The 20,700-nt window shown below is 53.2% G+C and carries 14 protein-coding genes; 3 read left to right on the top strand and 11 right to left on the bottom strand.

Annotated elements, in window-relative coordinates; genetic code table 11:
* From D9N13_RS09330 to D9N13_RS09310, 5 genes are all read right to left on the bottom strand, one after another.
* Positions 1 to 2,391 (bottom strand): hybrid sensor histidine kinase/response regulator, encoded by a 2,391-nt coding sequence (locus D9N13_RS09330; protein ID WP_290588548.1) that lies wholly within the window; start codon positions 2,389 to 2,391, stop codon positions 1 to 3.
* 180 nt (positions 2,392 to 2,571) lie between these two features.
* Positions 2,572 to 5,448, bottom strand: a complete 2,877-nt coding sequence (locus tag D9N13_RS09325; protein ID WP_290588546.1) for an EAL domain-containing protein — start codon at positions 5,446 to 5,448, stop codon at positions 2,572 to 2,574.
* A gap of 56 nt (positions 5,449 to 5,504) precedes the next feature.
* A complete protein-coding gene (gene hda, locus D9N13_RS09320) occupies positions 5,505 to 6,209 on the bottom strand; it encodes a DnaA regulatory inactivator Hda (protein ID WP_290588545.1) in 705 nt (234 codons plus the stop codon).
* Positions 6,202 to 6,777, bottom strand: coding sequence for a CDP-alcohol phosphatidyltransferase family protein (locus D9N13_RS09315; protein WP_290588543.1), 576 nt, complete (start codon positions 6,775 to 6,777; stop codon positions 6,202 to 6,204). The genes hda and D9N13_RS09315 overlap by 8 nt, the downstream gene beginning before the upstream one ends.
* Positions 6,778 to 6,788: 11 nt before the next feature.
* Entirely contained in the window at positions 6,789 to 7,916 is a 1,128-nt protein-coding gene (locus tag D9N13_RS09310) for a DUF2066 domain-containing protein (protein ID WP_290588541.1), read from the bottom strand.
* Positions 7,917 to 8,161: 245 nt separating this feature from the next.
* Between D9N13_RS09310 and purM the strand changes: the two genes are divergently transcribed.
* From purM to D9N13_RS09295, 3 genes are read left to right on the top strand one after another with little or no spacing between them, the layout of a single operon-like run.
* Positions 8,162 to 9,208, top strand: a complete 1,047-nt coding sequence (gene purM / locus D9N13_RS09305) for a phosphoribosylformylglycinamidine cyclo-ligase (RefSeq protein ID WP_290588539.1) — start codon at positions 8,162 to 8,164, stop codon at positions 9,206 to 9,208.
* On the top strand, positions 9,209 to 9,844 hold the full coding sequence (purN, locus tag D9N13_RS09300; protein ID WP_290588537.1) for a phosphoribosylglycinamide formyltransferase: 636 nt from the start codon (positions 9,209 to 9,211) through the stop codon (positions 9,842 to 9,844).
* An 8-nt stretch (positions 9,845 to 9,852) separates the two neighbouring features.
* Positions 9,853 to 10,557 (top strand): DUF3108 domain-containing protein, encoded by a 705-nt coding sequence (locus D9N13_RS09295; protein ID WP_290588535.1) that lies wholly within the window; start codon positions 9,853 to 9,855, stop codon positions 10,555 to 10,557.
* Here D9N13_RS09295 and D9N13_RS09290 read toward each other — a convergent pair.
* The 6 genes from D9N13_RS09290 to D9N13_RS09265 form a co-directional block, all read right to left on the bottom strand.
* On the bottom strand, positions 10,554 to 12,701 hold the full coding sequence (locus tag D9N13_RS09290; protein WP_290588533.1) for an EAL domain-containing protein: 2,148 nt from the start codon (positions 12,699 to 12,701) through the stop codon (positions 10,554 to 10,556). The genes D9N13_RS09295 and D9N13_RS09290 overlap by 4 nt on opposite strands.
* Positions 12,698 to 13,306, bottom strand: a complete 609-nt coding sequence (locus D9N13_RS09285) for a chemotaxis protein CheB (RefSeq protein ID WP_290588531.1) — start codon at positions 13,304 to 13,306, stop codon at positions 12,698 to 12,700. The genes D9N13_RS09290 and D9N13_RS09285 overlap by 4 nt, the downstream gene beginning before the upstream one ends.
* Positions 13,272 to 14,114 (bottom strand): CheR family methyltransferase, encoded by an 843-nt coding sequence (locus D9N13_RS09280; protein WP_290588529.1) that lies wholly within the window; start codon positions 14,112 to 14,114, stop codon positions 13,272 to 13,274. The genes D9N13_RS09285 and D9N13_RS09280 overlap by 35 nt, the downstream gene beginning before the upstream one ends.
* Entirely contained in the window at positions 14,114 to 17,707 is a 3,594-nt protein-coding gene (locus D9N13_RS09275; protein ID WP_290588527.1) for a response regulator, read from the bottom strand. The genes D9N13_RS09280 and D9N13_RS09275 overlap by 1 nt, the downstream gene beginning before the upstream one ends.
* A gap of 186 nt (positions 17,708 to 17,893) precedes the next feature.
* Positions 17,894 to 19,792: a diguanylate cyclase gene (locus D9N13_RS09270; RefSeq protein ID WP_290588525.1), complete on the bottom strand. Its 1,899-nt coding sequence runs from the start codon at positions 19,790 to 19,792 to the stop codon at positions 17,894 to 17,896.
* A gap of 56 nt (positions 19,793 to 19,848) precedes the next feature.
* Entirely contained in the window at positions 19,849 to 20,700 is an 852-nt protein-coding gene (locus tag D9N13_RS09265; RefSeq protein WP_290588523.1) for an SPFH domain-containing protein, read from the bottom strand.

Here is a 20,700-nt window from a genome sequence, read left to right as displayed (position 1 = left end):
TCAGGACACCGATAGCTCAAGATAGCGTGCCAGTTTGGTAAACAGCTGCTCCGATGTTACAGGCTTGGTGAGAAAGTCCACCATGCCCGCATCCTGAGCCATTTCCCGATGTTTGTGCATGGTGTGGGCAGACAGGGCAATAATCGGAGTCAACCTGCACCCGTTGGCTTTTTGCCAACGCGCAATGCGGGCGGCCGCTTCATAGCCGTCCATTACCGGCATTTCACAATCCATCAGGATCAAATCATACTGTCTGCCTTCCTGCTGGATCAGCTCTACCGCGGCTCGCCCGTTGACCGCCAACTCAGGGGTAATATCCATCTTAGTCAAAAACTCAATCATAACCGACTGATTGATATCGTTATCTTCAACCAACAGAATGCGTGGCTCAGAGTCGCTGCTTGTGCCTGTAAAGGTGGGGGGTAATCCGCTATTGGGGACAGCATTCGATTCATCCGGCTCAGACAAATTCCCGTCAAACACATCAAGCACAATGGGTCGATCTGCTACATCGGCAGCATCGGGCATTGTCAGGGGTATATCAAACCAAAAGCAAGAGCCCGCCCCGAGCTCACTCTTCACGCCCATTTCGCCACCCATCAAATGAACCAACTGTTGGCTGATCGACAACCCCAGCCCGGTGCTGAAGCGCGACGTCTTTTGAATTCTGTTAACCTGGGAATACGATTGAAACAGTTTGGTTTGATCTTCCACTGCAATGCCCATACCCGAGTCTTCCACTTCAAAACGCAGCACTAACTTGTCATCATGAATCTGGTCGGTAAGCTGAACATTAATATGGACGAATCCCTTGTCGGTGTATTTCAACGCATTGGACAACGTATTCAACAGAATTTGCCGAATACGCACATTGTCACCCAGCAGCTCCAGGGGGGTACCCGGTGCTATAATACAACCCAATTCCAAGCCTTTTTTGCGGGCATCAAACTCGTATATGGAACAGGCATCGGACAACAGTTCCTGTAAATGAAACCTTTCATTGGATAATTCCATCTTACCGGCTTCCATACGGGAAAAATCCAGCACGTCATTGATCACTTCCAGCAACCCCTTACCAGCGTTCTGTATGGCATTGATATAACGTTTTTGATCCTTGTTCAAAGGCGTGGACTGAATCAATTCAACCAACCCCAACATACCATTCATCGGCGTTCGGATCTCGTGACTGACCTTAGCCAGAAATTCCGTTTTAGTATGGCTCTCATCCTTGATCAAGCGCATACGCTCGTTCATATCCACCTGCTCAACTTCCATGGACTTGATGCGCACGCTGATGGCCACCGACAACACCAGCAGCTCAAACATCCACACCAGATTCACACCATAGGTGATCCATCGCACATCGGCCTTCAAAAAGAATATATTAAGGACAATCCAGATCACCATCAGGAACACAGTACCAAACCCTAGAAGGTACACCCTGGCCGGGGCAAACCCATCCAGCACCCGCTGGATGCCTGCTGCCAGCAAAAAGCAACACAATGCCAGAGTCAATCCGGCACTCAGCATGTGAGCCAGCCTGAGAGTCGAAAACAGCGATAGCACAAACAACAACAGCACGGCATAGGCAAAGTAATTTGCAATACGGGACCACAGGGGGTGGGAATTTTTTAACTCCAGAAATTCATTGGAAAAAAGCAAAGCTGATCCAATACCCAAACAAATGGCAATGGGTACGCCCACATCCTGGAGTTCCAATTTAATCCAGTAGAGCGCGAGGGTTCCATCCATGAAGCTCATGTAACAAAGCCCCCCCAGTACATGCAATGAAAAATAGAAAAACACCATTTTTCTGGTGAAAAAATACTGGATCAGATTATAGATAAGCAACGCTACGGCTACCCCATACATAACGCCCAACATGCGTTCCAAAACGTGGGACTGCTCGATATAGGACAGATTGTCATAGGCACGGATCGGCAGCAGCAGATTGGTTGAGGTCTCCACCCGCAACAGGCACTGGAGACTCTGAAAAGCCTCCAAGGCCAGGGGAAACACAAAGTTGCGAACCTTTAAGGGACGGCTCTCATACTGCAGATGATCTCCGGACGGGTAATAGATGGGCCCGTGTTCCGGCCCAATGCAATACACTTCCAGTTGATCCAGGACGGCGTAGTCCACCTCCATTAGAACCAGGCGCTTATAGTTATAGGGGTTACTCAATCCCAGATAAAACCAGACACTGCCATCACGAAACCCCAGATTGGGGGTAACCTGCGGCAAAGCCTGAAACTGGCCCCCCTTGACGGCCTGGAGTGCATCCTCGAATGAGGCCTCCGCTTCATCCTGCCAGAACAGCAAATAGGGCGCCAGATCAAAGCCATCTGCCTTCAGAGGAATGGACGCCGCAGGATAGTGGCTATTGCCCATCGGTTCGGCTGCGACAGAATGATTTCCGTAAAACAACACCAATACGGTGACAAGGAATAGTGCCCCGCCCCGAACTCTCCCTGGTAAATCACGAGCTGTAATCACACCCGAACACTGCCTTGTTGGTATATTCTTTTTATCGGTAGAGCAGAATATAACGACATGCTGACCAAAGCTCAATCAATCCGCGCCGATTACACCCTCTTGCGATGCCCCGTCACCCCAAATGGTGTCAAATGGCTCCGGCTTGCTTATGTGATAGCCCTGTGCGTAGTCCACACCCAGCTCCCGCAGGATATCCAGTATCTCCTGGTTTTCTACAAATTCAGCCACTGTGGTCAGGCCAAACACTTTGGAAACTTCCACCACCGCTTTCACCAGCGCCCGGTCTTCTGCTTCAGTGGCCAGGTGGCGCACAAATGAGCCATCAATCTTCACCAGATCGATAGGCAATTGCTTAATATGATAGAGAGATGAAAAGCCCACCCCAAAATCATCCAGGGCAAACTTGCATCCCAACTTTTTAATATCCCGCATTTTCTCCGCGGTTGAAACGGCATCTTCCACCGCCGACGTTTCGGTGATTTCGAAGATGATTTCCTCAGGATTGACACCGTAGTGGTTTAGCTTACGCGCAATCTCGTCGTAAAGGTTTGGGTTACGAAAGGAAATACCCGACAGGTTTATGGCAAAAACCGCTGCCACACCCCGTCGCTCCAGCTCCCGTTTATAAGCCAATACCTTATCAACGATGCGCAGATCCACTTCCTGGATCAGGCCCGAGGCTTCCGCTGACTGGATGAATTTGAAGGTAGGTAAAGGCTTACCATCATCGTCTGACACCCGCAATAAGGCTTCAAAGTGTGAGAGTTTTTGCTGCGCAATGTTCTGGATCGGCTGAAACGCCACACCCAGGCTGTCTGTGGACAACGCCTCTTTCACCTTCTCATTCCAATACACCCGTTCATGGGTACGTTCGCGATCCTGTTCTTCCGGAGAATAGATATGCCAGCCATTGCGCCCTGATGCCTTGGCTTGATACATGGCTATGTCGGCGTTCGCCACCAGGTCATCCACGTACTCCCCATGATCCGGAAACAGCGCAACACCGATACTGGTCGATACCCGGTGAACCCGGCTATTCCCCAAGACCTCAACGCCGTTCAGGGCATCACACAAGCGCGATGCCACCTTGGCCGCACCTTCGATATCCACTTCACGCACCAGCATGGCAAACTCGTCACCACCCAGGCGGAATATCAGATCGGAATCCCGCGCTTCGATTCGTAAGCGCTCTGAGACCCGCCGCAACAGATCATCACCCACCTTATGGCCGCTGGTATCATTGACGTCTTTAAACTGGTCCAGATCGAAGAACAGAATCGCTCCGGACCGCTCGTAACGCTTGGCATGAGAGATTGATTTCTGCAATTCCTCACTGAAACGACGCCGATTGAACAGCCCGGTCAGGGTATCATGGGATGCCAACCAGCCCAGCCGTTCCTCCGCTTCTTTGCGCTCACTGATGTCCAGAGCGATACTCAGTATCTGGTGGCCCTCCTTACCGTTGGGCAGTAATGAGTGATACCAGGCCATATACATGGTAGTGCCATCCTTGCGCACTACTGCCGATTCATGGTGCAGTTCGTTCCGAAATCCGTTGGCCAGCTCATTAATCTGAAACTGAAGATCCGGCAACTGTTCACTTTGCGGCAACAGCCAGAAAAACGATTTACCAACCAGCTCACCCGTATCATAGCCGGTAATCCAGCTGCAATGATGATTCGCCATCGCAATGCAGCCGGTGCGGTCCTGGGTCAGAATCAAGGCATGGGCCGTATCCAGAATGCCCTGCACAAAATGCTTTTCCGCTTCCAGGTCGACGGTTTTCTTCTCCAGCTCCTCGGCCCGGCTGTGCAGCTCAGATTGCAGTTCCTCCAACAGATGCGACAGGCGCATGGCTGAGCTGTTGAGCACATCGCTCTCATCGGAAAACGGTAGGTCGCGATGCAGGGCGTTCAGCTCCTGCCGAATATGAGTGAATTTCTGCGTTGCCAACATCGGTAATACCGATGCCATGGCCCGTAAACGATTAAGCGGCCCCCACAATGTGGTGAGCAACACCAGTTCCGCAAAAATCAACCCCACCAACCCGAACACCAAACCATTGCGCTGCAGGGTTTGGTGCTGCAGCATTTCCGTGGTGATGTCGCTGATGATATACAGCTCGCCCTGACGGGGAAATACCGCGCCCCGTAGAGGGCGTAGAACCACCTCATAGAAACGGCTGCCTTCCTGCACCAGAATACCGTTGAACACCTCAGCGCGGCCGTGGTCTTTGGCCAATTGCCGGAGCATGGCGACGGTGTCGCCCTGGTCAGTGGAATAGGTAACGTCGCTGCTCCAGCCCGACAACGTATTGTCATGTTCAAAGCTGTCCGGGCTGCGCCGAACCGCCAGGGCAATTTCTGTTTTGGACAAGGCGTGCAGGCGTTCCACAACCTGATCCATGTAGGCCCCCAAAACCACCATGCCTTTACCCCACCCTTCCAGCTCCAGGGGCACGACCGTATAAACCTCACAGGTTTTAAAGCAGGAAAGCGCCGACCGGCTGTTCCAGTCGGAACGGAACTTCTCCACCATTTCCGGCGGAATACTGGGATCTCCCTGCCACAACAGTACTTCATCGGAGGGTGAAAACAGGACGATGGAATTCACCGACGCCTCTTGCTGGAAACGGGGCCAGAACTGGTCAATGCGCTGCCGTATGATATCGCTGTTGCCGGAGCGAATCGCCTGCTCCATACCTTCAAACTGCAGCAGCAAACTGGAGAGAGCCTGCATGCGCAGCACCTGTCGATCCAGCAATGCCTCCAGCTGCTCCACATAACGTTGAGAGCGATCCTTGCCCTGCTCTTTGAGTTGCAGTTCAGAGGAATATCGGGATGCCATCAGAAATATGGTGAATACAATCACCAGCAGCGCACTGGTGAGGGCCAGTGCCCGCCATTTGAGGCTGATAAAACGCTTGTTTTGGCTGGCAATCGGGTCAGTCATTAAAACAGGTTTGGCTCTTGGTTATGCATCTACCCTAAAAAGTATAGATGAGAGTTCTACCAGCTCATGACCTTTTTTACGAAAGGGATTGTTATTACGCGTTTTTCCTGCAGTGACTGATGGTCAAGACGGTCCACCACCCCCTCCAGCACCCGCAAGGTTCGGTCGGAGCGGGATAGAATATAGGCGATTACCTCATCAGACAGCAGAAAACCCCGCTGCTGGGCCATCAGGGCCAGTGCTCCGGCCTTATCAGCGTCATCCATGGGTACCACCTGATACACTTCCATGGCCATCAGCCGCGATGCCAGATCCGCAAGCCCCACCGGTAGCTGACGCGGCGGCGATACCGAACTGACCAGCAATACGGAGCCTAAATCCTTAAGTTTATTGTATAAATGAAAAAGAGCCTCGGCCCAGGCCGGGTCGGTTGTCAGCAGGTGGATATCATCAATCGCCAAAACCTGAAACGCCGCCAGATTGTCCAGCAACCCCGGCGACAGGGTACGCGCCTCCGCGCCAGCCAGATAAAACACGCTGAGCCCCTGATCTTCAGCCTGCTGGCAGGCAGCTTGTAACAGATGGCTCTTACCGCTCTGCTCGGCCCCCCATAGATACAACCAGCCGGACAAATCCCCGCGGGACACCTGCTGCAGCCGCCCCACCAGCTGCTGGTTATGGCCCACATAGAAACTGGCAAAATCCGTATTAGGCTTTCGCGACAGGTGCAGAGCCAACTGCGGGTGGGATGTATCAGTCATGGCTATCACCTGAATGAGCGCGTCTTCGGGCAAACCCTCGGATACCCAGCAGGGTGTACTGCCCCATGCTGATGAAGGACAACCCCACCACCAGATAGCTTAACCACAGCAAAAGCGGGGGGGGAACCAGCGGCCATACCAGATTCGCGATCACAACCAGCCCCAACACTATCATCATAAACGTGCAGGTTTTGCTGAGCATGGTGGGGCTGCCCTCATAACGCCCCACCACAAACCAGTAGGCAATGGCGCCACAGAATATGTACAGATCCCGGCTCACCACCACCGCCACCACCCACCAGGGCAGATGGTTGGTCAAACCCAGGGTGAGAAACGTGGTAATCAGCAAAATCTTGTCCGCCACCGGGTCGGCAATGGAACCAAACTGGCTGCGCCAGTTGTATTGCCTGGCCAGAAAGCCATCAACACCATCACTGACTCCCGCCAGCAACAGGGTCCACAAGGCCCGGTCATACTGTTCATTGAACATGAACCAGACGAAGGGGAACACCAGCACAATCCTGGTAACCGTAAGGATATTAGGGAGGTGTCGTATGCCTGAGTTCATGAAACCCGGTGCTATCCGTTCCAGCGATAATAGAGCACAGCCGGTTCCTGGGTGTCTGTACCGATTTCCGTCACCTGCGCAGCGTCGTCCATTTGCTCAGGCGGTGCTGGTTGCCGTTCCTCGGTTTGCGGCTGCCCCAGAGGCACTACCCATTGCGGCGGTTGCGGCAGCAACTTGCGATCGATGCGAAAGCTCTGTTGCAGCGCATCCAGGTTGCTTTCCAACGTCAGCAGGTATTGATGCTTACTGCCCTGGGCCATACGCAAATGCCAGCCGCGAATCGCCAGCACCGAATCCAGATACTCCCCCAGATTGGCATAATCCGTGAGTTGATCCACTTCCGCCACCTCCAGTATGACCTGTTCGCCAACCTCCATGGAGGCCTGCACCGCAAACCGTTCACCAATACGGTCCCCCAATTGGTCCATTAATGCCGCTACAGCTGCCTCCAGGGTGTCGCCGGATGTTTCCCACCACTGCTGGCGCTCGTCCAGGTTCATGGCGGCACTGATCTGCACCTGATCGGGGGTGGTCAACATCTTCACCACCACCACTACGTTTGCGCTGTAGCGTTGTGAAGCCGTATTGATTGGCTCCACAAACATGCCCCAGATATCCCCGGTTCTCACCTGCGCCAGGTCTTCCTCGTCATAGGCCGGCAAGATTAGGGGTAACCCCCGCCGTTTGGCCTGCATTTGCAGCAACTGCTGCAGGGCGGGCTGACTTTTACCGCCGATAACCTGGCGTCCGGAATCATCCCTCACTGCCCCCCACAACACCACATTGGGTCGGCTGGAGGACCAGATGGGAAACCCCTGTCGACGCAAAAACTGATTCACGGCGGCCTCATCGAAACTGACTTTAAGGTAAGTCTGCTTGAGCATACTGCCCTCTTCCGGCGACAGCTCTTCACGGGTCTGGTAGCCGTACTGGACCACGAAGCGATTTGGGTTGGCCATGGCATCCTGAACCGAGCTTTCGGCGGTGATGGCGGAATTACCACTGACCCGGATCAGCACCGTGGCCAACCCCTTGGCCAGGGCCGTATTGCGGGCATCCGTACTGCGATTGGCCACATCCACCGAGGCCTTATAAAGATCAACCACTTCGGCTGCCTGGCCGGCCGTTGCCAACATCATCAAGCAGCCTAACACTGCCAGGGAGACTAAACGCTGTGCTCGCTTACTCATAACGCGCTGGTGTACCTCGAAAAACCATTGCGCGAAAGTGTACAACGTCGACGCCGGTGATAAAACCGAAACCTACGCAACTTTCACCGCCGCAGGCGCCCCGTAAGCATTGGGCTGGAGAACAACTCCTGCTAGAATAGCGGCCCCCTGGACATCCAAAAGTCACCCAACTCACTCAAGGGCTCGAAGCAATCATGGCAGACAAAACCCCTTCCCTCAGTTACAAAGACGCCGGCGTGGACATCAATGCCGGGGAGCAACTGGTTCAACGCATCAAAGGGGTTGCCAAGCGTACCAGCCGACCGGAAGTGCTGGGCGGCCTGGGCGGATTCGGCGCCCTGTGCGAGATACCTGTCAAATACCGTCAACCGGTGCTGGTATCCGGTACCGACGGTGTGGGTACCAAACTGCGTCTGGCCATTGACCTGAAACAGCACGATACCGTGGGGATTGATCTGGTGGCCATGTGTGTCAACGACCTGGTGGTGACCGGTGCCGAACCCCTGTTCTTCCTCGACTATTATGCCACCGGCCACCTGGATGTGGACGTGGCAGCGGACGTGGTAACCGGCATCGGCAGCGGCTGCGAACAGGCCGGCTGCGCGCTGGTGGGTGGGGAAACCGCTGAAATGCCTGGAATGTATGAAGGTGATGACTATGATCTGGCCGGATTCTGCGTCGGCGTGGTGGAGAAAGACCGGATCATAACCGGGGCGACCGTCAGTGCCGGGGATGTGTTGATTGGGCTGGCCTCTTCCGGCCCCCACTCCAATGGTTACTCACTGATTCGTAAAATCATCGAAGTCAGCGCAACCGATGTTCATGCCCCCTTGGAAGGCAAACCCCTGGCCGAGCACCTGATGGCACCCACCCGCATCTACGTGAAATCCCTGCTGGCCCTGGCGGATCAGTTCCAAATCAAAGCCATGGCCCATATTACCGGTGGTGGCATTACAGAAAATGTCCCCCGGGTATTACCCAATGCCACCAACGCCGTGATCGATACCCGGAGCTGGCAATGGCCCGCCATTTTCAACTGGCTGCAGCAGCAAGGCAACGTCGAGCCCCGCGAGATGTACCGTACCTTCAACTGCGGTGTCGGCATGATCCTGGCCATTGCAGCCGATCAGGCCCAGGCGGCGGTAACGGCACTGCAAGATCTGGGAGAATCCGCCTGGCTCATCGGCACCATTGAAGCCAGTACTCAGGAAACCCCGGAAGTGGTATTACAAGGTCTGTAAATGGATATCGTCATACTGATTTCCGGCAGCGGTACCAATCTGCAGGCGATCATCGATGCCATCGAGGCGGGCCGCATTGAAGGCCGGATTGCCGCGGTGATCAGCAACCGTCCTCAGGCACAGGGCCTTACCCGTGCCCGCAAACACGGTATTAAAACCCTGGTGCTGGACCACACCGGCTATGGCACCCGGGAGGCCTTCGACGCCGATCTGCTGCAGGCGATTGAGCAGTTCCAACCGGGGCTGGTAGTGCTGGCCGGTTTTATGCGTATCCTCACCGATCACTTCGTGGATCACTTTACCGGGCGCCTGCTCAACATTCACCCTTCCCTGTTACCAAAATTCAAAGGTCTGAACACCCATCAACGGGCATTGGACGCCGGCGAGCAGGAACACGGCTGCAGCGTTCATTTTGTCAGTAGTGAACTGGACAGCGGCGCTGTCATAGGCCAATGTAAGGTGCCGGTTGAGCACGACGACTGTGCGGCAAGCCTGTCCCGGAAAGTACAGCAGTTGGAACACCTGCTCTACCCCGCCTGCGTGCAATTGTTTTGCAGCAAGCAAATACAGCTCACCCCCGATGGAGTGTTGTATCAGGGAACCACGCTTCCGGCCACCGGCCTGGATCTGACCTAAGGACTCATATGCCTCTGTTTCGCGCATTGCCTTTCCTAACCCTGCTGCTGATGATGACAGGGCTGTCACGGGCTGACGCTGAAACCATGCCATTCAGCCCGTTCACGGCGCACTATCGCGGTGAAGCCAACGGCATGTCGGTAAGCGACCTGGGCAGTCGCAAACTGATCAGCCTGGGACAGGAGCGGTATCGGATCGAATACGATGCCAGTGCGATGATCTACCGCCTGGAGGAGCGATCGGAGTTTCTGTGGCAGGCAGGCCAGCCCCGGCCGCTACAGTACGATTCCACCCGCGGCACGTTTCTCAAGAAAAGAAAAAATCACATCAACTTTGACTGGCAAAGGGGCCGGGGCACTTATGTGCACAAAAAAAAGCAAGGAGAGTTTGATCTGGTAGCCGGTATGCAGGATCCGCTCACCAGCACTTTGCTGCTGGCACTGGAGGTTCAATCCGGCAAGGCGGAAATTCAGTTCATGGAAGCCAAGGATAACGATCAGGAATTACGAAAATTTGTGCTGCTGGACAAACCCACCATCAGCACGGAATCCGGTAACATCAAAACCTTTCACCTGAAACGATTGCACGACGACAACAAGCGGCAAACGGAGATCTGGCTGCATCACGAATTCCCTTTCATCCCGGTCAAAGTGGAGCAGAATGACGACGGCGATCACTTTCTGTTGGAACTGACGGGATTCAAACTCCATTAACTGCCGGAGTTGGCAGCACTGCTGACGGCACTATCCAGGATTACGAAACTGCTCTCCAGCAATTGTTCCAGTTCTTCAGCCGGAATCGGTTTACTGTAATAAAATCCCTGGGCGGTAACGCAGCCCAGCTCGATCAGGCGTGATGCCTGATCCTCCTGCTCAACCCCTTCAGCAATAACATCCACCCCCAGGCCCCGAGCCAGAGCCACCACCGCTGAGATGATGGCGCTGCCCTGGGGCTTATGCACATCATCCACAAAGGTTTTATCAATTTTCAACACCGTTAAGGGTAACTGTGCCAAATAGCCCATCGATGAATAGCCGGTACCAAAATCATCCAGGGCAATACCGGATCCCAAACCCCGGATACCTGCCAGATTACGCAGATTCACTTCGGTGCGCTCCAGAAACAGACTTTCCGTGATCTCAATCTCCAACAAACCGGGATCAATGTTGGCGGCATCAATGAAACTGCCCATTACCCGCACCAGATCCGGGTCCTGCAGTTGCTGTACGGACATATTGACCGAAATCCGAAAGCCCTCGGGTAAATCGAACCGGGTACTCCACTGCTTCACTTGCACGGCAGCGGTTTCAAAAACCCAGCGGCCAATACCATTGATCAGGCCGGTCTCTTCGGCGATCGGGATAAAAGTAGCCGGCGATATCATCTTATCGCCAACCTTCCAGCGCAACAGCGCTTCCGCCCCCACCACCTGGCCGTTGGTCATGTCAAACTTCGGCTGATAATGCAGTTGGAAATCCATGGTCTCCACCGCTCTGCGCAGCTCCACCTCAAGCGCCATGGATTCCTCAACCTGGGTTTTCATATCCGGCTCAAATACCCGGTATCGGTTGCGGCCTTCATGTTTGGCCTGATACATGGCCATATCCGCATTACGAATCAGTTCACTGGTATCCTTACCCATCTCGGGATAATAAACGATTCCAATACTGGCCCCCACATACAGCTCCTGTCCGAAAATCTCGAACGGCTGCGACAGCGCCTGAATCAGCTTCTCGGACACCCGCACCGATGCCTTCTCCGCATACTCACCGTTAATGATCACCGTAAATTCGTCACCACCCAACCGGCACAGAATATCGGAATCACGAATACACTGAGCGACTCTTATTGCCACTTCCTTCAGAAGTTCATCGCCGGCATCGTGCCCCAGCGTGTCGTTAACCTGCTTGAAGCGATCCAGATCCATAAACAGCAGCGCAAAACTCTGCCCGCTGTGATCACTGTAGGTTATGGAGTTATTCAACGCCGAGCTAAACAGGTTACGGTTACCCAGCTCCGTTAATGCGTCGTACTGCGCCATATAATGCAGCTTTTCCTCAATCTTTTTACGCTCGGTAATATCCTTGAAGACAATCACTGCGCCATCAAACTTGCCCGAAGGGGAATGGGTTGGGCTGGCCGTGTATTCAACCGGCAGCATTTTATCGTGATGGGAACGAAACACACCCACATCTGTGTGGAATGCCCGGCCTTCGGAACAGGCTTTATAGAGTTTGGTGTGAAACCACCCGGTTTTCTCTGCATGATGGGTGGATACAATGACCGCCTCGTACAAGTGCTGGCCGATCAACGCCGAGCTGTGTACACCCAGGATCATTTCGGCGGCGGGATTCACAAAGGTGATGGTTCCCTTCAGGCACACACCGATGATGCCTTCCCCCACCGAACGCAACAGCACTTCGTTACTGGTTTTAACCTGTTTGAGTTTACTGAGCGCATCTTCCAGTTGCCGCTGCCGGCCATCCAGCTCCAGAAAAATCCTGACCTTACTGAGCAGAACAAAGGGATCGAAGGGCTTGAACATAAAGTCCACGCCTCCGCTCTCATAGCCTTTGAACATATAGCTTTCTTCTTTGTTGATGGCGGTCAGAAAGATAATGGGAATGTGACGGGTCTTGGACCGTTGGCGCATATAGCTGGCCACTTCAAAGCCATCCATTCCGGGCATCTGCACGTCCAGCAACACCATGGCGACGGTCTGCTTGAGCAGAATGGAAAGCGCTTCCGGGCCGGACGTTGCGGAAATGATTTCCACATTATCAAGATCCGCCAAAGTGGCTTCCAATGCCACCAGATTTGCCTTTTGATCATCCACTATGAGTATACTTTGCTTCATGCCTGATGACCCTCGGCGAACAGGGACAGGCGCTCTGCAATCTGCTCTATTTTAATAATTTCATCTACCTCAGCCGCCGCAATGGCAGCCCTGGGCATGGAATCAACTGTTGCCTGAGCGGGATCCTGTACCAGTACATGGCCACCGTAGCGCTTGATGTAACGCACACCTTCAGCACCGTCGGAGTTGGCCCCTGTGAGCACACACCCCACCAGCTTGTCGCCATAGACTTCAGCCGCCGATTCGAACGCCATATCGATGGAAGGCCGACAAAAATTCAACGGCGCATCCAGACTTAACGAAAACACTCTGTCGTTATCAATCAACAAATGATAGTTGGGCGGTGCCACGTAAAAATTGCCCGCTTCTATTCCCTGTTTGTCTTCTGGCTCCTGCACTTTCATGTGGGTGTATTTAGCTAACATTTCGGGTACGCCACTGGACCGGTTGGGACGCTGGTGTAAAACGGCCACTGTTGGAATCTGATAGTGCCGGGGCAGGTGTTGCAAAAGGGTAATCAACACATCAAGGCCACCGCTGGAGGCACCTATAACCACTAACTCGACCTGCTTAATCAACCCGCTGGAACACTCTTGCTGATTCATCAATGGCTTTATATCTAATACTGTTAGGTAAACTGCGCAGGGATTCTTTCATACCAAGCCCCAGGAAGCCACCCATATCCAGACTGTTATGAAATAAGGTTAGCACCTTAGTCTGGAGTTCGCGTCGAAAGTAAATTAGGACATTCCGGCAAATCACCATCTGCATTTCCCCAAACACCTGATCTGTAACCAGATCATGTTGGGTAAAGACGATATTTTTTTTCAGTTCAGGGTCAATCAGAAAGCGTTCATAGCCCACCGAGATAAAGTCATCCAGACGGTTGCTGCCGCCGGTGGCGCCGTAGTTCTCTCTGGCGGCCAGCAGCATTTTCTCGTGGTAAACGCCTTTACTGGCCTGTTCCAGAACCTGGGAGTTGATATCCGTTGCATAAATAACAGCCCGTTCCCCCAGGCCCTCCTCATGCAACAGAATCGACATGGAATAAGCCTCTTCTCCAGTGGAACAACCCGCATGCCAGATTTTTATAAAAGGGTGGCTTCTCAACTCCGGTACTACCTGCTCCCGAATCACGCGGTAAAATTTCGGATCCCTGAACATATCCGTTACATTGACGGTCAACCCCCGCACAAAATGAACACACCGTTTTTTATTGCGAATCAAATCATGCTGCAGGTCACAGAGGCGCTGGAAATGGTTATCGGACATATAGCGGGCTACCCTGCGCCGCAACGAGGCGCGGGAGTACTCTCGAAAGTCGTATCCCCAACGCAGATACAGCGCCTCCATCAGGCACTCCACCTCCACTTCGAACTCATTAAGCTGTTCGCCTCTATCCACCGTCACCATCAGGCTTGTCCCAACCACATTTTCACAATTGCCTTCAATTTATTGGTGTCCACCGGCTTCGACAGGTAGTCGTTGGCTCCGGCTTCGATGCAGCGGGCGCGATCATCCTTCATCGCCTTGGCTGTCAGCGCGATGATCGGTAGATTCTTGTGCCTTGGATCGCTGCGAATATGCCGCATTGCCTCCAAACCATCCATTTCCGGCATCATTACATCCATCAACACCAGATCAAAGCGGGGCTCCTGATCCAACATTTCAATGGCTTCGGTACCCGTACCCGCAGTTGCAATCTCAAATCCGCTTTCTTCCAATACGGCTGACAACGAATACAGGTTGCGAATATCATCGTCCACCAATAACAACCGTTTTCCTTCCACATCATTCAGGTTCACGGTGGAAGGATCTTCCGGCTCATTACCATGGGATGGCTTATCCGAGCCCTGCAACCAGTGCAGAAAGAGCGTGGTTTCATTCAGCAGCCGGGAAATGGATTTATCCGTTTTCAACACAATGCGCTTGGCGTACTTTCGCAGCTGTGCATCCTGGCGTTTATCCAGATCACGGGCAGTGTAGATAATGATTGGCGTATTGCCATTGGTGCAATGACTCAACGTTTCGGCCAACTTGAAACCATCGGAGTCTGGCAGTTCAAGATCCAGAATAATGGCGCCGAATACTTCCTGTTTCAGCTGCTTAATGGCATCCTTTCCATTTTCAGCCATCACGCAAACTACATTCTGTTCGGCAAAACTGCGTTGCAGCTGTTCCTGCTGTACCACATCATCTTCAATCACCAGCACCCGGTTACTGGACAGCCCGCTCAACTCCGAACTGATGTCATTAAAGAGTTGGTCAAGGCGATCACGGCCAAACGGTTTGGCGATAAACTCCTCAGCGCCTTCAATACTGGATGGACTGACATTGAGCTTGCCGGATATTACATGTACCGGAATGTCTTTCGTCTGTGGATCATCCTTGATTTGCTGCAGTAATCGTTCGCCCGGCGCATCAGGCAGGCCCAGGTCAAGGATGATGGAACCGGGCCTGTTTTGACTGAGGAAGGATAATGCATCCTTAACAGAGTGTGCGCAGAAAGCACTGAAACCGAATTCTTCCGCCAGGTTTTTCAGCACACCACTAAAATTGGCATCATCCTCTACAATCAGAATGGCATTGCTGAGCTGCGGTGCATTTTGCTGCGATGACCGCTCCGGCTGAGCCCTGGACGGGGCCAAGTCCTCGGCAAGCGATTGCGCTGGCGTTGGCGCCTCTATCGCAGGAGCAGCCTCTGCCTGCCCGTCGCCAAAGGTTCGCGGTAGATACAGGCTGAACTCAGAACCCCGATTTTTACCTTCACTACGAACCTGAACCACTCCCCCCATGATTTCTGCCAGTTTACGGGAAATAGTCAAACCCAATCCCGTACCTCCATATTTTCGGCTGATGGTTCCATCCACTTGCTGGAAAGCCTCAAAAATCAGATCCAACTTATCCTGCGGAATTCCGATACCGGAATCTATCACTTTGAATTCAATGCTTTCCTCCGCTTGCAGCACACCGGAGACCGTAGCAATCGGCTGTTGCGGGATGCCGATCTGAACCTCTACCTGCCCTTTGTGGGTAAACTTCAGGGCATTGGAAATGAAGTTACGCAGGATCTGACTGAGGCGATGCTCATCCACTTGTATACTGTCAGGTAATTGCGCATCAATATTTACGTTAAAGCCAATTTGTTTGCTCTCGGCCTGCGCCTCAAACTGACCACGCAGCTTGGACGCCAACTCTGCAAGTGGCATCGATTCTGCCACGATCTCGAGCTTGCCCTCCTCCACCTTGGACAAATCCAGTATGTCGTTGATCAACATCAACAGGTCCCGCCCCGAGGAATTGATCACCCTGGCGTGTTCCACCTGTTTCTCGTCCAGATTGGTTTTCTTGTTTTCCATCAATCCCTGGGACAGGATCAGAATACTGTTCAACGGTGTGCGCAGCTCGTGGGACATGGTCGATAGAAATTCGGTTTTGTAGCGACCGCTCATTTCCAACTGGCGCGCTTTTTCCTGCAGTTCCTTACGGGATACCTCCAGGGCGCTGTTGTTCTTTTCAATTTCATCTTTCTGGCGATCCAGCAGCCGGTTACGCTCTTCCAATTCTTCATTCATAACCCGCAGTTCTTCCTGCTGCTGCTGCAGGCTCTCTTCTGATGAACGCAGTATCGCCGCCTGCTCCTCCAGCTCCTCGTTGGTGGCTCTAAGCTCTTCCTGTTGCTGTTCAAGGGCTTCAGCCTGTTGCTTGGATCGCTCCAACGCTTCCGCCAGCTGCACCCTGGAAATGGAGGAATTCAACGCAATGGCCATGCCTTCCGCCGCCCGGCTGATGAATTCCACATCATCCGAGGAAAAGCCCTGGAAAGTCATCAATTCCATGACCCCCAGTAAGTGATCGTTGAACACCAGGGGTACCACCAACACTTCTCTGGGTGTTGACTCGCCCAAACCGGATGCTATCGGTGAATAATCCAATGGCAGATCCCTGACCACAAACACCTTTTGTTCCACCGCCGCCTGCCCCACCAGCGACTCCCCCATCTGCAGTCGGCTGCGATCGCCTTTGCGATGGGAATAGGCATAGCTGGCCCGCATCACCAGTTCATCCCCTTCACAGAGATAAACCGCCCCCACCAGAGAATTGAGCATACCCGCCAGTGACGTGAGCATGGCATCCAGCACCTGGTTTAGGGTGAGCTCACCGCGCAATGCCTCGTTTAGATGAGTGAGCTGCTCCTGACGCCGGCTGCGGGTTTCGGCATCGTTATTCTGTTGTTTCAATCGATCCCGCATAATGGTTAACGCAGCAAACAGTTTCTTCACTTCTGTACTGTTGGCTTCACCGATATCCACATCCAGATTACCGTCGGAGATCTCACCGGATACCTCAATAACATCGGTCATGGCGCTGTTCACCACCATAAACAGCCAGATATACGCACCCAATACCAAAGCCACCAACATGGCGCCGAAGACGAACTGCTCCTGGGTAACCACTTCCGCTTCCCCGCGAATGCTGTCCATGGTGGCTTCGAAGCTTGCATTAATATCGGAGGAAAATCGTCGCAGCAGGTTTTCATAAGCCTGCCGCTTGGCAATGGTGGGTGCCACCGCCACATACATTTCATCACTGCGGTATAGATCGTCAATGACATCAGAGGTGTAACGCCGGGTGGACTCAACATAGTCTTCAAAGGCCGCCAGCAGATCACCGGCCTGGATCCGCAATGATGGTTTCAGCTCATCCAGCTGATCCAGCATCTGGCGTTGCTGTTTGGCCAATAGCAACGCCTCCTCCAATGTATCCTTGTCATCCTCCACCATCGCCGCTTCAAACAGCCGGTTGACATCCACCAGGCCTACCTGCAGATCGTTTGCCATCTGCACCAGCACCAGGTCCACTTGCTGAATTTCTTCCAGCGATGCGGTGGTGTCCTGAAAAAAACTGTAATTACTGAAAACGATGCTGGAAAAGCCTATCAACGCGATCATCGCAATGATGGTCATCTTCAGCTTGATGGAAGTATTCCTGAGTTTGTTATACATGTTTGCCCGGTAACTGTATCAGTGCAGTAGCGATGACTTGGGCTTCCCTGCCAGGCGCATCCCGGACTGATTCAGCGGCAAACCCCGCCGCTGACCCTGCCGTTGAGCAACCTTGCGCTTTTTTCTGCAAATTCAATATATTACTAATATGTATAGTTGACTAAGACTGTCTGGTCAAAATTATAGCTACGCTCCTCCAGCAGACGAACACACCACACAGTTGCGACCGGATTTCTTGGCTTTATACAGATTGTCATCCGCCGCTTTAATCAGGCTTTCGAGGTCATCCCGCTGCGACGGAAGGGTGCCGGCCACCCCAATGCTGATACTGAGCCGCACCTCAGCTCCCTCATGTTGCAGGCAAATGTCCTCCACTGCGCGGCGCATGTTCTCAGCCACCACGTTTCCGCCCTCCACGCTGGTTCCGGGCAACAACACGATAAATTCTTCGCCACCGTAGCGGGCAACCATATCCGGCGGGCGCCGCACCTGTCCCATAATCACCGTGGCAATTTTTTTCAGGCACAGATCCCCAAACGGATGCCCGTAACGGTCATTCAATCCCTTAAAGTGATCAACATCCAGCATGGCAATGCTGAGCCAGTTTTTATCCCGAAAGCTGCGCTGGTATTCCGTCTGTGCCAGCTCTTCAAAATGCCGGCGATTAAAAATGCCGGTGAGGCCATCTTTGATGCTCAGTTCTTTCAAGCGGGCATTGGCCTGTTCCAGCTCGTCGGTGCGCCGCCGGACCAATTGATCAAGATTGCGATTCAATGCGCTCTGTGCCTTCAACGCCTGGTCCTGCGCTCGAATCCGCATTTCCTTCTCTTCATTTATACGGTGTCCGAAGGAAAGCGACAGTAACACCAGCTCAAGCATCGACCCTATTTCAAGCGCATGTATGGATACAATATTGGGCTGGGTGGTGCTGGTAATCTGCAGCAGATAGATAAGAATAAAAATTAAATACACCAGCCAGGCCAAGGCAAAGGTGCGGGCTGCCCGAACTCCACGAAACCAGTACGTAACCCCCAGATACAACCCAAAACTCACTGCAGTAAACGAGAGCGCATGAGCAATCTTCAGCACCAGGGCATAAGGCAGCACAAATGAGAGCAGCAGCTGCAGGAAGAATGCCGTCACCAACACTCTGGCCAACCAACGCACCAGCGGCTTCGCGGTTGTCTCCAATTGCAGAAAACTCCGCACGAAGAAAATCGCCGCCAGGGGCATCATGGAGGTGAAGGTGAGCACCATCGTGTTGTTCAGTGCAGGCGACAACGGCCACAACAACTGAAAGCTGGCCCCGGTCAGGGTGAACTGCAACACCACCGTACTGGCTACATAAAACAGATAGTAGAAATAGGTGATATCCCGCACCAGGACAAAGATAAAAAAGTTATAGAAGAACATCACCAGCATCACGCCGAAATAGGCGCCATACCAAATCAGCTCAGCCTTATCGAGTTCATAGAATTTGGAATAAGTGAGTACATCCAGTGGCACCTCCATCGGCCCCTGGGACACCACTTTCAAATAGAGCGTCACCCGGGGCGCAGCCAGCCCCTCCAACGGCAATAAATAGACCCGATTGTCGACCGGGCGTTCATTGAAAGCCACGCTGTCGCCCAGCCGGTAGCGCTTGATCACTGCCTTGTCATGCACCCAAAACACATCCAACAGATCAACATGGGGATAGGCAAAGCGCACATACAAAGGCGCCCCCGCCTGATCCAGGTTATCCAGTGTCACTTTGAACCAGTAGGGATTTGAAGATTGCCCAAAGTTACGCAGCCCGGACTGGTTGATGCTCCACTCATATGGCTCGGCCAGCAGGTCATCAATACCAAGATCGTCGGTATCTTCAAAATAGGCCAGGTGGGCGTTCAGCTGGATGCGCTGCCGCGCCTCCATATTAGTCAGATCAACAACCTTCCCATCCAACGAAGTCTGCGCATTGACAGAACCAGCCACCACCATCAGACAACTCAGCTGCAGCACGCAAAACAGAACCACTGCGAGGCCACGCTTACACCCTGCGCCGGCAGTGTCGTTGGTAATAAACCCTGTTGTTATTGTTTTCAAAACAAACCTGTTTCGATTAATGTCTTAGCAGCCAATGCCTGGCAAATATTGTTTTTCTAGAGCTTGCCCATCATGCCTTTCACCGCAGCCGGTAAATCCGCCGGCAGCACGATGGTTTTGCCGTTTTGGGATTTCGCGATCTGCTCCAGGGATTTCACATATTTCTCACCCAGCAGATACACCACCGGCATTTCTTTGTCGCCGATGGCGCTGGTCACCATTTCGATCGCCCGCTGGCTGGCCTTGGCCAACACCACCTGTGCCTCGGCATCGCGGCGGGAGGCTTCCAGGCGGCCATCGGCCTCAAGTATCGCGGCCTGCTTGTCGCCGTCAGCCCGGGTAACGGTGGCGCGCCGGGCGCGCTCGGCTGCCGCCTGCTCTTCCATGGCAGTCTGCATGGTGCCGGAGGGGTTGATGTCCTGGATCTCCACCGTTTTCAGGGTAATGCCCCAATCGGAGATATCATCCGAAATCGAATTCTTGAGGTGCGCCTTGATGGCGTCGCGGGAGGACAGGGCATCATCCAGATCCATCTCACCGATAATGGAGCGCAAAGTGGTTTGCACCAGAGTCTGAATGGCAATCTGGTAATCCTCCACGCCGTACACCGCCTTTTCCGGAGAAATGATATTGATATAGGCTACCGCGTTGGCAATGATCACCGCGTTATCCCGGGTAATCACTTCCTGGGATGGAATATCCAGGACAATGTCTTTGGTGGTCACCTTGTAAGCAACCGAGTCCACGAACGGGATCAAAATGTTCAGCCCCGGCCCCAGGGTACAGTGGTATTTGCCCAAACGTTGCACCACCCATTTATAACCCTGTGGAACCAGCCTCACCCCTTTTGCCAGGGTCACCAGCACCAACACAAACAACGCACCTACCACGTATAGTCCGGCGTACAT

This window comes from Ketobacter sp. GenoA1 (assembly GCF_003671475.1).
Classification (GTDB): domain Bacteria; phylum Pseudomonadota; class Gammaproteobacteria; order Pseudomonadales; family Ketobacteraceae; genus Ketobacter.
This window is presented reverse-complemented; position numbering and strand designations above follow the sequence as displayed.

Coding starts and splice junctions, on each gene's coding strand:
- D9N13_RS09290 (WP_290588533.1), bottom strand. CDS start 12,701: ATGAAGCAAAGTATACTCATAGTGGATGATCAAAAGGCAAATCTGGTG.
- D9N13_RS09265 (WP_290588523.1), bottom strand. CDS start 20,700: ATGTACGCCGGACTATACGTGGTAGGTGCGTTGTTTGTGTTGGTGCTG.
- D9N13_RS09330 (WP_290588548.1), bottom strand. CDS start 2,391: ATGGGCAATAGCCACTATCCTGCGGCGTCCATTCCTCTGAAGGCAGAT.
- D9N13_RS09295 (WP_290588535.1), top strand. CDS start 9,853: ATGCCTCTGTTTCGCGCATTGCCTTTCCTAACCCTGCTGCTGATGATG.
- hda (WP_290588545.1), bottom strand. CDS start 6,209: ATGACTGATACATCCCACCCGCAGTTGGCTCTGCACCTGTCGCGAAAG.
- D9N13_RS09325 (WP_290588546.1), bottom strand. CDS start 5,448: ATGACTGACCCGATTGCCAGCCAAAACAAGCGTTTTATCAGCCTCAAA.
- D9N13_RS09280 (WP_290588529.1), bottom strand. CDS start 14,114: ATGGTGACGGTGGATAGAGGCGAACAGCTTAATGAGTTCGAAGTGGAG.
- purN (WP_290588537.1), top strand. CDS start 9,209: ATGGATATCGTCATACTGATTTCCGGCAGCGGTACCAATCTGCAGGCG.
- purM (WP_290588539.1), top strand. CDS start 8,162: ATGGCAGACAAAACCCCTTCCCTCAGTTACAAAGACGCCGGCGTGGAC.
- D9N13_RS09275 (WP_290588527.1), bottom strand. CDS start 17,707: ATGTATAACAAACTCAGGAATACTTCCATCAAGCTGAAGATGACCATC.
- D9N13_RS09315 (WP_290588543.1), bottom strand. CDS start 6,777: ATGAACTCAGGCATACGACACCTCCCTAATATCCTTACGGTTACCAGG.
- D9N13_RS09285 (WP_290588531.1), bottom strand. CDS start 13,306: ATGAATCAGCAAGAGTGTTCCAGCGGGTTGATTAAGCAGGTCGAGTTA.
- D9N13_RS09310 (WP_290588541.1), bottom strand. CDS start 7,916: ATGATGTTGGCAACGGCCGGCCAGGCAGCCGAAGTGGTTGATCTTTAT.